The sequence below is a fragment of the Jannaschia sp. L-14R genome, assembly GCF_056857695.1.
This window is the reverse complement of sequence record NZ_JBSXNP010000009.1, coordinates 220,837-232,960: the sequence shown is the minus strand read 5'-3', so window position 1 is coordinate 232,960 and position 12,124 is coordinate 220,837. Positions and strand designations below refer to the sequence as shown.

Here is a 12,124-nt window from a genome sequence, read left to right as displayed (position 1 = left end):
GGGGCGGCGTCCGCGCCCCCCCATCCCCCGATGACCTGAACCGAGGCGTAAGGTATGCTGACCTTCACCATCCGACGATTGCTGTTCGCGATCCCGACGCTTCTGTTCATCGCATTGGTGATTTTCCTGCTGCTCGAACTGGCTCCGGGGGATCCGATGGCCAACGTGCCGCTGACCGTCCCGCCCGAGATCAAGGAACAGATGCGGAAGGCCCTGGGACTGGGCGAGCCGGTGCATATCCGGTTCTGGAAATGGATCGTTCAGTTCTTCTGGGTCGAACCGCTGAACGTTTTCGATTACCTCTTCGACACCAATTTCGCCGACGGACGTCTGCGGATCATCAGCTGGCAGAACCGCGCACCGGTCTTCATCACCATCGCCGAGCGCATTCCGCAGACCCTCTGGGTCGTGGGCACGGCCTATCTGGTCGCGATCGCCATCGCGATCCCGGTCGGAATCTATTCGGCCTACCGCCAGTATTCGGCCTTCGATCAGGTCGGCACCTTCGTCACGATGATCGGCTTTTCGGTTCCGCCATTCTTTTCCGGCGTTCTGGTCATCATCATCTTCGCGGTGCAGCTACGGTGGTTCCCGTCGATCTATGACACCCGGCTGGTCGTGGATTCATGGGAGAGTTTCGGGATGCAGGTGCGGCAGATGTTCCTGCCGGTGATGGTGCTGGCATTGCAGATCACGTCGCAGTTGTCGCGCTTCATGCGGGCGTCGATGCTGGACAACCTGAACCAGGATTACGTCCGCACGGCGCGCGCCAAGGGCCTGCGCGAGAAGACGGTGGTTCTGGTCCACGTGCTGCGCAATTCGATGATCCCGGTCGTGACGGTCATCGCGCTGGGTGTCCCGGCCATTTTCGGCGGCGCGATCATCACCGAGCAGGTGTTCAAGGTGAACGGCATCGGCCAGCTTCTGATCACCGCCATTCAGGCCAACGACCTGCCGATGGTGCAGACGCTGACTTTCATCTTCGCGGTGCTGATCGTGCTGTTCAACCTGATCGCGGATGTCCTGTATGGCATTCTTGATCCGAGGATCCGCTATGACTGATGCCCGAGACCCGGACACGCCCGTCGGGGGCGACATGGCCACTGTCGTCGCCTCGGCCGCCGTTGCCGGGGCGGAGCCGATCCTGCTGACCCGCGCCCGCAGCCAGTGGTGGGACGTCTGGGACCAGTTCCGCAGCCACAAGGGCGCGATGGCGGGGGCGGCCATCTTTCTGGCGATTGTGGGTCTGGTGGTGTTCGGACCGTTATTCGTCGATCTGGAGTCGGGCATCAAATCCAACATGCGGTCACGTAATCTGGGGGCCAGTCTCGCGCATCCGCTCGGCACCGACCGGTTGGGGCGCGACATGTTCGCCCGGATGATCGCGGGCGGTCGTGTTTCGCTGGCCGTGGGCCTGACGGCGATGGCCCTGTCGTTAGTGCTGGGCACGCTGATCGGTGTGCTGGCCGGTTACTTCAAGCGGCTGGACGGGCCGCTTATGCGGTTCACCGACCTGTTTCTGGCGCTGCCGCTGCTGCCGCTGCTGCTGGTCATGGTGTTGCTGTTTCGCGAACCCCTGACTGCCGCTTTCGGGGTGGAGACGGGGATCTTCATCCTGATCGTCGCGGCCATCGGCGTCACGTCTTGGATGCAGACCGCTCGCATTGTGCGCGGCGATGTGCTGGCCTTGAAGGAGCGGGAATTCGTGCTGGCCGCGCGGTCCATCGGCACGCCCTCGCGGCGGATCGTGACGCGGCATGTCCTGCCGAACGTTCTCTCGCCGATCATGGTGTCTGCCACGCTGGGCATCGCGACCGCGATCATCACGGAAAGCGCCCTGTCCTTCCTCGGCCTCGGTTTTCCACCGGATTTCCCGACATGGGGTCGTCTGTTGAACGATGGTGTCCCTTATCTGGAGCTGTATCCCGGTCGCGCTTTCTGGCCCGGTGCGGCGATCTCGCTTGTCGTGCTGTCGATCAACTATGTCGGCGACGGGCTGCGCGACGCGCTGGATCCGAGAATTCGGGGCCGCTGAGACCGCAACGGGACTGGCCTAGCCCGGCTGCCGCGCCTGTCCCACGCCGATCATGCTGTCGCGCGTAACGAGGGTCGCCAGCGCGGCTTCGTCCATCCCGTCGGTACCCCCAGGCCGCGCGGGAATGACGATGTAGCGCATGTCGGCGGTGCTGTCGTGGACGCGGACCGTCACGTCCTGCGGCACCTCGACACCGAATTCGGCCAATACCCTGCGTGGTTCGCGCACTGCGCGGGTCCGATAGGCGCGGGATTTGTACCAGTCGGGCGGCAGGCCCAGCAGGTCGCGCGGATAGCAGGAGCAGAGCGTACAGACGACGACGTTGTGCACCTTGTCGGTGTTCTCGACCGCGATCAGGTTCAAAGGCCCGATGTCGATCCCCAGTTCGGTCGAGGCTGCGGGTGCATCGACCAGCAACAGCTTTCGAAATTCGGGGTCCAGCCAGGCCCGGGCGACGATGGCAGCCCCGCGTGCCGGGCTGCGGGCGTCCATCGCGTCGATCTGGGCGGCAACCTCATCCGCCGTGATGACACCCTTTTCGATCATCAATTCGCGGGCCGCGATTTCCATTGTCTGCCAATAGCTGAGTGTCCTGTCCTGATCTTCACGGTAGGGGTGCCCCGAGGGCGACATGCCGGAATGATCGTGGTCGTGGTCGTGGTCGTGGTCGTGGTCGTGGTGATCGTGTGGCATCAGAGCGGCTCCAGCCAATGGGCATAGATTTCGGCGTCCAGCGTGTCGGACGGGGCCTCGGACGTGGGCCATATGTCTGCCATTGCGAAGCGTATGCGATAGAGGGGCAGCCTGTCGCCGGTATGGCCATAGGCCTTCTGTTCAGGGTTGCCGAAGGGGCCGAGGACGCGCTCGACCCGTCCGACGTGGCCGCGCAGATAGGCGGGCGTCCGGACGTGGCCGGGGGGCATCATGGTGCGGACGCGCACGCGCGCACCGGGGGCGAGGGGGTCAGGCGTGGGCATCGTTCGCTTCTCCGTAGGTGGTGCCCCGCGCCTGCACCTGTTCCATGCGCGCGCCCAGCTCAGCCACCGAATAGATGCCCTGTTCCAGCATGTTCTGATTAAGCGCGGCGACCCAGCGTTCGTAATAGGTCATGGTCTCGAACGCGTCTTCCCCCATGTCCTCAAGCACCCGGCGCAAACCGTCGACGGTGAAGACACCCTTCTTGCCAGCCAACACCACGAGCGCATCGACCCGTTTCTCCCAGATTGCGAAATCGTGGTCCGCTTTGGGGATCGTTCCCGCGAGGGGATGATCGAGGTCGCCCCCCATGTCATGCCAACGCTTGCCTGCCGGTTTGCTCGCGACGGTCATTGCTGGGCCTCCAATGCCGTGATCTGCGCCCGCAGACCGTCAAGTTGATATCCGGCCCCCGCCGTCGCCGCCAGAATCTCATCGACCGGCATCCGCCCCGCCATCGCCAGCGCCCAGAGGATCGCGGATCGCGTGCCCGAGGCGCAATAGGCGACGACCGATCCTTCCGCGCCGTCGATGGCATCTGCCTGTTCCTCGACCGCCTGGAGGGTCAGGGCTGCGCCTGCAACCGGGTTGAACACGAAAGCCAGCCCGGCGGCTTCGGCAGCGGACTGCATCGCGGCGGCCCGGTGGCTGGGCGGAACCTCGGCGTCCGGACGGTTGCAGATGACCGTTGTGATGCCTTCGCGGGCCATTGCCGCCATGTCCGACGGCTCCAGCATCGGGGCGACGGAAGTGGTCTCGTCAAGCGGTCGCAGGTCCATCAGATCGTCCTTCCGGTCAGGGCGCGTCGGCGCAAGGTGGCAGGGCGATCATGGCCATCGCCATCGCCAAGGTAAAGACGATCACTTCCGGTCGGCTTCGGATAAGTGCGACTGAAGCCGGGTCGTGGTCCAACCGACCAGGCTTCGTCCGAGGTTGAACAGGATTGCGTCTGACATCAGGTGCGTGTCGATGCAGGCGCAGACCATGGCCGCTCTGTCCCGGAGGATGTCGCCCATCACGTTCCCCGCAATTGACCTGGAGCGGTTGCAATCGCGGCGGCGATGTTCCGGATCCGAAGGCGCAGCCTTGCGCGTGGCCGTCGGGGCAAACTAGAACACGGACATGGACACGCAAGGGGGATGCGATGGGCTGGAAATCCGAATGGCAGCGGTCGATCGACGACCCCGAGGGCTTCTGGATGGATCAGGCGCGTACTATCGAATGGGACCGCGCGCCGTCCAGGGCATTGCACGATCTGGGCGGGCCGGTGCCGGAATGGTATGCGGACGGTCTGGTCAACACCTGCTGGAACGCGGTCGACCGTCACGTCGTGGCAGGGCATGGCGACCGGCTGGCGGTTATCTATGACAGTCCCGTAACGGGCACCGTCAAGCGTATCACCTATGCCGCGTTGCAGGATCGCGTCGCCCGTCTGGCCGGAGCGTTGACGGCGCGGGGTGTGGAGCAGGGAGATCGGGTCATCATCTATATGCCGATGATCCCCGAGGCGCTGGATGCGATGCTGGCCTGCGCCCGGATCGGCGCGATCCATTCCGTCGTATTCGGGGGCTTCGCCGCCGCCGAACTGGCCGTTCGCATCGACGACGCGCAGCCGAAGGCGATCTTGGCGGGGTCCTGCGGGATCGAACCGGGACGCATCGTTCCCTATAAGCCTCTACTGGACGCAGCCATCGCTCAGGCCACGCATAAGCCCGAGTTCTGCGTGATCCTGCAGCGCGAACAGGGCCTTGCCGACATGACACCGCGCGACACCGACTGGGAGGATTTCATCGAGGCCGATCCGGTGGAGTGCGTGCCCGTCGCGGGCAATCATCCGGCCTATATCCTGTATACCTCCGGCACGACCGGCGCGCCCAAGGGCGTGGTGCGTGCGACCGGCGGACATCTGGTGGCGCTGGATTGGTCCATGGCCAACATCTATGGCGTCGCACCGGGCGAGGTTTTCTGGGCCGCATCCGACGTCGGCTGGGTCGTGGGGCACAGCTACATCTGCTATGCGCCGCTGATCCACGGCTGCACTACCGTCCTGTTCGAGGGCAAGCCCGTCGGCACCCCCGACGCCAGCACATTCTGGCGGGTGATGGCTGACCACAAGGTCGCGGCGTTCTTTACCGCACCGACTGCATTTCGTGCGATCCGCCGCGAAGACCCACAGGCGTCGATGATGGCCGGGCATGATCTGTCGGGTCTGCGGACGATTTTCCTGGCCGGAGAACGCGCCGACCCCGACACCGTCGACTGGATCGCGAAGGTGACCGGCAAGCCGGTGATCGACCATTGGTGGCAGACCGAAACCGGCTGGACCATCGCCGGCAATCCGATCGGGCTGGAGGCGTTGCCGGTCAAGACCGGTTCGCCCTCGGTGCCGATGCCGGGTTACGATGTGCGCGTGCTGGACGAGGCCGGAGAGCCGTTGCCGGTCGACACGCTGGGTGCCATCGCGATCAGGCTGCCCCTGCCACCTGGCACCCTGCCGACGCTTTGGAACGCCGAGGCGCGGTTCCGCAAAGCTTACCTGGAGACATTTCCCGGTTACTATGAAACCGGCGATGCGGGCATGATCGACGCCGATGGATACCTCTGGATCATGGCGCGCACGGACGACGTGATCAATGTCGCCGGTCATCGTCTGTCGACCGGCGCGATGGAGGAGATCCTCGCCACGCATCCCGACGTCGCCGAATGTGCCGTGATCGGTGTCGGTGACGCGCTGAAGGGGCAGTTGCCGCTGGGCTTGCTGTGCCTGACCAAAGGCATCGACCGGCCGGAGGCCGAGATCGTAGCAGAATGCGTCAAACTGGTCCGCGATCGCATCGGTCCTGTCGCGGCATTCAAACTGGCCTGCGTGGTGGATCGACTGCCCAAGACACGATCGGGCAAAACCCTGCGTGCCACGATGGCCAAGGTAGCGGATGGCACATTGGACAAGGTCCCCGCGACCATCGACGACCCCGCCATATTGGACGAGATCGGAACGGCTCTGGGGCGACTGGGCTATCCCGTGGCATGACCGACAGTGCGGGCGACAGCGGTAGCGATGCGCAAGCCCCCGGTGTCGGAGTCTCCGGACCCGGTGCGCCCGATGGTATGCAACTGCTGGCACATGACATCCGTTCGGCGGTGTCCGATGTGATCGGCGGTGTGCGCCTGATGGACCGCGATACCCTGCCCGATGACGCGCTGCAGCAACTGGACCGGGTGCAGGCGGCCTCGGAATTGCTGGCCCGTCTGGTCGAGGAATTGCTGGGCGGCACGCCGCGCGACACCGTCGGACTGGTCGGCAACCTGAATCTGAACCGCTTTCTGGACGATGAGGTGCGGCGCTGGCACGGGGCCGCGCATGGTACCGGCACCAAAGTCACAATGGACCGTGCCGCGAACCTTCCCGCCATTGTGCAGATAAACCTTCTGCATCTGCGCCGGATCGTGTCGAACCTGATGGGCAATGCACTGCGCCATGCCGAAGGCGGTCGCGTCACGCTGGGCGCGGAGCTGTATAGCCACGGCGAGACCCTGAGCATCAGCGTCAGCGACAATGGCAAGGGGTTTCCGCCCGACCTGTTGCCGGTTCTGTTCGAACCTGCCGCGCGCGGCGAGGGGGGCGCTCCGGGTACCGGGATGGGCCTGCACATCGCCGCCGCTCACGCCAAGGCGATCGGCGGCATTCTGTCGGCGGCCAATGTCGCGACCGGAGGCGCGCGTGTGACGCTGACGCTGCCGAAGTCGGTCTGGTGCAGGGCCGACGTCCCCGACGATGCTTTGTCCGACCTGCGGGGGTACCGCGTTCTGGTCGCCGACGACAGTGCGACGAACCGGACGCTGGTACGCGGAATGCTGACCCGGCTGGGCGCGGAATGCGAATTGGCGCGGGACGGAATCGAGGCATTGAACTGGATGGCCCGCGAACGGTTCGACCTGGTATTGGTGGACATCGAGATGCCGGTGCTGGGCGGTCTCGATGTGCTGCGGTCCGAACGGCTGCGGCAGGCACGGGGCATCGCGCCGCCCACTTCGATGCTGGCGATGACGGCCTATGTGCTGCGCGACAACCGCGATGTCATCTATGAAGCCGGGGCCGACGGAATTCTGGCCAAGCCGCTGGGGTCGATCGAGGATTTCAGCAAGACGATCCACCACTATCTGAAAATTGCGCCCGATCCGTCCGGCTGGGCACCGGAAATGGCACCTCCACTGTCCGCCGTGACGCTGTCGGAATTGATGAGCGCGGCCGGCCCGGACTTCCAGGACCATTTGCTGGACCGTCTGCGCGAAGATCTGGCCATGGTGGAACGATATCTGAAGGACGCGCTGGTTGCGGGCGACGTGCCCGCCATTCGCAGCCAGACGCATATCCTGTTGTCGCTTTCCAGCGCCATCGGGGCCCTTCCGCTTCAGGAGGCTGCGCGCCATCTGAACCAGATCGGACGCGACGGTGACCCGGATAGCATGCGCATTGCCGGCAAGGTCTGTCTTGAGCGGCTTGCGCAGTTGCGCCATGAATTGCCCGACGCCGTCTAGGTCGCGTCGGGCCTGCTTATCAGATTGCGGCGCGCTGCAGATTTTCATCGTCAAGGGGTACGGCCTGGTCATGCAGGATGGTTTCGACCTGCGCCCCCGTTTCCAATGTGCGATGCACCGGGCAACGGTCTGCAATCTCCAGCAGGCGCGCACGCTGGGCGGCGTCCAGAGGACCGTCCAGCCAGATGTCCCGTCGAAACCGGTCGATGCGTTCGGTCCCCGGCGAAGGCGCGTCCTGCGCGTGCATCCGGTCGTGCGTGACATCGACCGAGATGCCTTCCAGCTGCCATTTCTTGCGCCGCGCATACATTCGCAGCGTCATCGACGTGCAGGCCCCGAGGCTGGCTGCCATCAGTTGATAGGGCGACGGACCGCGGTCGGTGCCGCCATAGGCCATGGGTTCGTCCGCAATCAGATGATGCTTGCCGCCCGATGCGCTGATGTCCTGCGCAAATCCGTCGCAGTTGGCCTCGGTCACGCGGGTGACGCCTTCGGGTGCGCCGATCGGCGGGGCCGGACGGTGCAGGTCCAGATAGCGGGTCGCCCAGGCCGCGATCACGTCAGCCGCGTAATCCGCATCCGGCTCGCGGGTGATCAGATGGTCGGCATCGTCAAGCGTTACGAAGCTTTTGGGGTGCTTGGCGGCCAGAAAGATGCGCGTCGCGTTGTCGATGCCCACGGTTTCGTCACGGGGCGCATGCAGGACCAGCAGGGCAGGCTTCAGCGTTCGTATTGCCTGTTCCATATTCTGACCGGAGATGTCTTCGACGAAGGCTTTGCCGATGCGCAACTTCCGTCCACCCAGCTTGATCTCGCCGACGCCGTCGCGCGCGATCCTGTCCAGCGCATCATTGAAATGATGCGTGACGTGACCCGGATCATACGGCGCGCCGAGGGTGGCGACGGCCTTGACAGTCGGAATGTCATGCGCAGCGCGCAGCACTGCCGCGCCGCCCAGACTGTGTCCGATCAGAAGGTCGACGGCATGCCCCCGCGATTCCAAGGCGGCCGCTGCGGCGACCACATCGTGCACGTTGCTGGAGAACGAGGTATTCTCGAATTCGCCTTGGGAATGGCCGAGGCCGGTGAAGTCGAACCGCAGCACAGCGATGCCCAGTCCGGTCAGACGGGCGGCAATGCGTCGAGCCGCAGGGATGTTCTTGCCGCAAGTGAAACAATGCACCATCAGCGCTGTGGCCAGTGGGGCAGTGTCGGGCAGATCCAGACGAGCGCTAAGGTCACTGCCGTCATGGCCTTTGAAGGTGAATCGTTCGGTCCGCATGCGAGATCCTCTGGGGTTGCAGCGAAGATGACCATGCACCCCCGACCGGACAACCGCCTGGCGACCTGTGTCACGGGGGTGTGACAATGCGCGAGGTTTTGCAATTCGACAGACCCTGGCTTGGTCGGTTCTAGAGTCGCGGCCTCTTTTGCATCAACGGCATCAGGTCGCCCATGCCCGGCCCGTTCGTCCGCCCGGTCATCGCCAGACGCAACGGCTTGAACAACGCGCCGCCCTTGCGTCCGGTGGCCGCTTTGACCGCGCCTGTCCAGTCGCCCCAGGTTTCCGGCGTCCAAGGTCCATCGGGCAGCAAGCCCATGGCTTCGTTGATAAAATCAATGTCTTCCTCGGGGATTTCAGGGGCGGCGCCTTCGGTCATCAACTGCCACCAACCGGCCATCTCGGTGCGCGTTGCGATGTTGTCGCGCACAACGGTCCAGAACGCCTCTCGCTGGTCTTCGGGCACGCCGATGGCCGCAACTTCGTCTTCGACCGCCGACAGGGGCAGATGCTGTAGATAGCTGGCGGTCAGCGGCTTCAGGTTCGCCTCGTCGAACTTGGTGGGGGCGGCGCCGAACTGGCTCAGGTCGAACCCTTCGACGATTTCGTCCAGCGAGGTCCGAAGCTCCGTCGGTTGTGACGATCCCAGCCGCGCCATCAGCGAAATCAGGGCCATCGGCTCGATCCCGGCGGCACGCAGGTCGCGCAGGGACAGCGTGCCCAGCCGCTTCGAAAGACCTTCGCCCTGCGGCCCCGTCAGCAGGGAATGATGCGCGAAGGCGGGCACCTTGCCGCCCAATGCCTGGATGATCTGGATCTGCGTCGCGGTATTCGTGACGTGATCCGACCCGCGCACCACATGCGTCACGCCCATCTCGGTATCGTCGACGACGCTGGCGATCGTGTAGAGCACCTGACCGTCCCCCCGGATCAGAACCGGGTCGCTGACCGAAGCCGCGTCAATGGACAGCGGGCCTAGGATGCCGTCGGTCCACTCGATCCGCTCCTGATCCAGCTTGAAGCGCCAATGGCCACCGCGTTCGGCGCGCAATGCATCTTTATCGGCATCGGACAGGGCAAGTGCCGCGCGGTCATAGACCGGCGGTCGCCCCATGTTGAGCTGCTTCTTGCGCTTCAGGTCCAGCTCGGTCGGGGTCTCGAACGCTTCGTACAGACGACCCATATCGCGCAACTTGTCGGCGGCGGCGGCATAGCGGTCCAGACGCGACGATTGCCGCTCCTCCCGGTCCCATGTCAGACCCAGCCACTCGAGGTCTTCGCGGATCGCGTCGGCGTATCTGTCCTGTGACCGTTCGGGATCGGTATCGTCCAGACGCAGGATGAAAGTGCCGCCCGCCTTTCGCGCGATCACCCAGTTCATCAGGGCCGCGCGCATGTTGCCCACGTGAAGATATCCCGTGGGCGAGGGGGCGAAACGGGTAACGGTGCTGGTGTCGGGCATTGGGGGCCTTGTGTCTCGTGCGGGCGGATCTGCCCCGGTTCCGGCAGATATGCCGTTTATCGGGATCATGTGCCACCCGTGCCGGGGTTCTGTCCAGTGGTGGTCCGCCTCGCGGCGTTGTGCAGTGGCTGCCGGGGCGGGACGGGCTAGGTTGAAGAAAATGCACCAACAGACCGGAGGATTTCCAATGACCCTAATGACCCGTCGCGCCGCGCTTGGCGCAGGCGCCGCCCTGCCTATCGCGGCAGTCCTTCCCGCTCAGGCCGCCGCCCCGATGCAGGAGCCGACAGTCCAGAACGCCCGCCGCTTCATGCTGGGCGATCTGGAGGTCACGACCCTACTGGCCAACACGCTGACCAACCCGACGCCGCCGCAGGAGATCTTCGGCATGAACGTCGACGCGGAAACCTTCGCCGCCGTCAGTGCCGAAGCCTTCATTCCCGCCGACGTGAATCAGTTCTTTTTCACCCCGACCCTGGTGAACAACGGCGAAAGCCTGATCCTGTTCGACACGGGCCAATCGCCCGAAGACATAACCGCAGCCGTCGAAGGCGCGGGCTATGCGACCGGCGATATCGACACGGTGGTCCTGACGCACATGCATGGCGATCACATAGGCGGACTGATGGCGAATGGTACGCCGACCTTTGCCAATGCCGCCTATGTGACCGGTCAGACCGAATTCGATGCATGGGCTGCAATGGAAAACGAGGGCTTCGAGACGAAGGTGCGACCGCTGGCCGAGAAGATGACATTCATCGGTGACGGGCAGGACGCGGCACCCGGGATCACGGCAATCGCGGCCTTCGGCCATACGCCGGGTCACATGAGCTATCGCCTGTCGTCGGGCGACAAGTCACTGCTGATCGCCGCCGATCTGGCGAACCACTACGTCTGGTCGCTTGCGTATCCGGACTGGGAGGTGAAGTTCGACATGGACAAGGAAGCCGCAGCCAATAGCCGCCGGACCATTCTGGGGATGTTGGCGTCCGAACGGATACCGATGATCGGCTACCATATGCCGTTCCCGGCGGTGGGATACGTCGAGACGCGGGGCGATGGGTTTCGCTGGGTCCCCGAGAGTTATCAGATGATGCTGTGAGGTCGGGCGAGGGGACTTCCCCTCGCGCTTTCCGGAAAAATTCCGGCGCAAAGAGGGCGCGCCGGTTTCCGGGGCGTCCTTCTCAGGTCATAGGCTTCTCAGGTCATAGGGACGCCACGATCCGGGGCCAGCGCAAATTGGCCTGCCGGATGAACCCCGCCCGGTCCTTGTCCCAATCGGCCTGCACCTCGTCGCTGAAGTTCAGGTAAAGCTTGCCGTCCACGATGGCCCAATTGTCGGGCTGGGTGCTGAACAACGCGCTCTTGGCAGCGACGGCCCAGGCGCAGAAGCCTCCGTATCGAGGGGCGTATGCGTCAGGATTTCCGGCGAATTCATCCCGGCTCAGCGCGCTGATGAATCGCCATGTGGCGCCTGCATAGTCATGGGTATAGGCCGGATCGCCGCCGATCGGGCGGGCATGCGTGAAATATGCAACCGGATCCGTCCCGCCGATCGCGAACCCGTCTCGGGTATAGGTCAAAGCCGGGGGCAGCTTGCGTGGCAACAGAAGACTGGCTGCCGCAGCAGAGGCGGTCAGGGCGGCTGCGCCCCCGATAAAAAGAGTTCTTCGGTTCATGGAAAAATCCTTTGCATTAAACCGAAGATGAGGCTTGTCGCATCGTATGGCCAATCAAGCCGCGTCACGCTTGCGCGAGGCTTCGGGCTTGCATCCCTCCGGGTCTGGAGCCTAGCACGGAACCAGACCCCAACCGATGCCGGAGGCCCCCG

Annotated in this window: 12 protein-coding genes; 5 read left to right on the top strand and 7 right to left on the bottom strand. The window is 64.3% G+C overall.

Annotated elements, in window-relative coordinates; all coding sequences use genetic code 11:
• The first annotated feature begins 54 nt into the window (after positions 1-54).
• Entirely contained in the window at positions 55-1,062 is a 1,008-nt protein-coding gene (locus AC13C2_RS05495) for an ABC transporter permease (protein ID WP_482886170.1), read from the top strand.
• Positions 1,055-2,035 carry an ABC transporter permease gene (locus AC13C2_RS05490; protein ID WP_092762254.1) on the top strand — a complete coding sequence of 327 codons (981 nt, stop codon included), beginning with the start codon at positions 1,055-1,057 and terminating at the stop codon, positions 2,033-2,035. The genes AC13C2_RS05495 and AC13C2_RS05490 overlap by 8 nt, the downstream gene beginning before the upstream one ends.
• Positions 2,036-2,053: 18 nt before the next feature.
• Here the strand turns inward: AC13C2_RS05490 and nthA are convergent, their stop codons facing one another.
• The 4 genes from nthA to AC13C2_RS05470 are packed head-to-tail and all read right to left on the bottom strand — an operon-like array spanning position 2,054 to position 3,789.
• On the bottom strand, positions 2,054-2,728 hold the full coding sequence (nthA, locus tag AC13C2_RS05485; RefSeq protein ID WP_482886169.1) for a nitrile hydratase subunit alpha: 675 nt from the start codon (positions 2,726-2,728) through the stop codon (positions 2,054-2,056).
• Positions 2,728-3,012 (bottom strand): SH3-like domain-containing protein, encoded by a 285-nt coding sequence (locus AC13C2_RS05480; RefSeq protein WP_474520593.1) that lies wholly within the window; start codon positions 3,010-3,012, stop codon positions 2,728-2,730. The genes nthA and AC13C2_RS05480 overlap by 1 nt, the downstream gene beginning before the upstream one ends.
• Positions 2,999-3,364 (bottom strand): ScnB-like protein, encoded by a 366-nt coding sequence (locus AC13C2_RS05475; protein ID WP_474520592.1) that lies wholly within the window; start codon positions 3,362-3,364, stop codon positions 2,999-3,001. The genes AC13C2_RS05480 and AC13C2_RS05475 overlap by 14 nt, the downstream gene beginning before the upstream one ends.
• Positions 3,361-3,789, bottom strand: a complete 429-nt coding sequence (locus tag AC13C2_RS05470) for a protein tyrosine phosphatase family protein (RefSeq protein ID WP_474520591.1) — start codon at positions 3,787-3,789, stop codon at positions 3,361-3,363. The genes AC13C2_RS05475 and AC13C2_RS05470 overlap by 4 nt, the downstream gene beginning before the upstream one ends.
• A 365-nt stretch (positions 3,790-4,154) precedes the next feature.
• On the opposite strand from AC13C2_RS05470, the gene AC13C2_RS05465 reads away from it, so the two are divergent.
• Positions 4,155-6,041, top strand: coding sequence for an AMP-binding protein (locus AC13C2_RS05465; protein WP_482886168.1), 1,887 nt, complete (start codon positions 4,155-4,157; stop codon positions 6,039-6,041).
• On the top strand, positions 6,038-7,549 hold the full coding sequence (locus AC13C2_RS05460) for an ATP-binding protein (RefSeq protein ID WP_482886167.1): 1,512 nt from the start codon (positions 6,038-6,040) through the stop codon (positions 7,547-7,549). The genes AC13C2_RS05465 and AC13C2_RS05460 overlap by 4 nt, the downstream gene beginning before the upstream one ends.
• 19 nt (positions 7,550-7,568) lie before the next feature.
• Here the strand turns inward: AC13C2_RS05460 and AC13C2_RS05455 are convergent, their stop codons facing one another.
• Both AC13C2_RS05455 and gltX read right to left on the bottom strand, forming a co-directional pair.
• A complete protein-coding gene (locus AC13C2_RS05455; protein ID WP_482886166.1) occupies positions 7,569-8,831 on the bottom strand; it encodes a bifunctional alpha/beta hydrolase/OsmC family protein in 1,263 nt (420 codons plus the stop codon).
• 130 nt (positions 8,832-8,961) lie between these two features.
• Positions 8,962-10,293: a glutamate--tRNA ligase gene (gltX, locus tag AC13C2_RS05450; RefSeq protein ID WP_482886165.1), complete on the bottom strand. Its 1,332-nt coding sequence runs from the start codon at positions 10,291-10,293 to the stop codon at positions 8,962-8,964.
• 187 nt (positions 10,294-10,480) lie between these two features.
• Here gltX and AC13C2_RS05445 point away from each other — a divergent pair, with 187 nt between their 5' ends.
• A complete protein-coding gene (locus tag AC13C2_RS05445) occupies positions 10,481-11,395 on the top strand; it encodes an MBL fold metallo-hydrolase (protein ID WP_482886164.1) in 915 nt (304 codons plus the stop codon).
• 103 nt (positions 11,396-11,498) lie between these two features.
• Here AC13C2_RS05445 and AC13C2_RS05440 read toward each other — a convergent pair whose 3' ends face one another.
• Positions 11,499-11,972: a YHS domain-containing (seleno)protein gene (locus AC13C2_RS05440; RefSeq protein WP_092762274.1), complete on the bottom strand. Its 474-nt coding sequence runs from the start codon at positions 11,970-11,972 to the stop codon at positions 11,499-11,501.
• Positions 11,973-12,124: the final 152 nt, after the last annotated feature.

What these genes read in the sequence shown, in the direction of transcription:
- AC13C2_RS05445 (WP_482886164.1), top strand. Translation starts at nt 10,481, where the DNA reads ATGACCCTAATGACCCGTCGCGCCGCGCTTGGCGCAGGCGCCGCCCTG.
- AC13C2_RS05475 (WP_474520592.1), bottom strand. Translation starts at nt 3,364, where the DNA reads ATGACCGTCGCGAGCAAACCGGCAGGCAAGCGTTGGCATGACATGGGG.
- nthA (WP_482886169.1), bottom strand. Translation starts at nt 2,728, where the DNA reads ATGCCACACGATCACCACGACCACGACCACGACCACGACCACGACCAC.
- AC13C2_RS05490 (WP_092762254.1), top strand. Translation starts at nt 1,055, where the DNA reads ATGACTGATGCCCGAGACCCGGACACGCCCGTCGGGGGCGACATGGCC.
- AC13C2_RS05440 (WP_092762274.1), bottom strand. Translation starts at nt 11,972, where the DNA reads ATGAACCGAAGAACTCTTTTTATCGGGGGCGCAGCCGCCCTGACCGCC.
- AC13C2_RS05480 (WP_474520593.1), bottom strand. Translation starts at nt 3,012, where the DNA reads ATGCCCACGCCTGACCCCCTCGCCCCCGGTGCGCGCGTGCGCGTCCGC.
- AC13C2_RS05495 (WP_482886170.1), top strand. Translation starts at nt 55, where the DNA reads ATGCTGACCTTCACCATCCGACGATTGCTGTTCGCGATCCCGACGCTT.
- AC13C2_RS05470 (WP_474520591.1), bottom strand. Translation starts at nt 3,789, where the DNA reads ATGGACCTGCGACCGCTTGACGAGACCACTTCCGTCGCCCCGATGCTG.
- AC13C2_RS05455 (WP_482886166.1), bottom strand. Translation starts at nt 8,831, where the DNA reads ATGCGGACCGAACGATTCACCTTCAAAGGCCATGACGGCAGTGACCTT.
- AC13C2_RS05460 (WP_482886167.1), top strand. Translation starts at nt 6,038, where the DNA reads ATGACCGACAGTGCGGGCGACAGCGGTAGCGATGCGCAAGCCCCCGGT.
- gltX (WP_482886165.1), bottom strand. Translation starts at nt 10,293, where the DNA reads ATGCCCGACACCAGCACCGTTACCCGTTTCGCCCCCTCGCCCACGGGA.
- AC13C2_RS05465 (WP_482886168.1), top strand. Translation starts at nt 4,155, where the DNA reads ATGGGCTGGAAATCCGAATGGCAGCGGTCGATCGACGACCCCGAGGGC.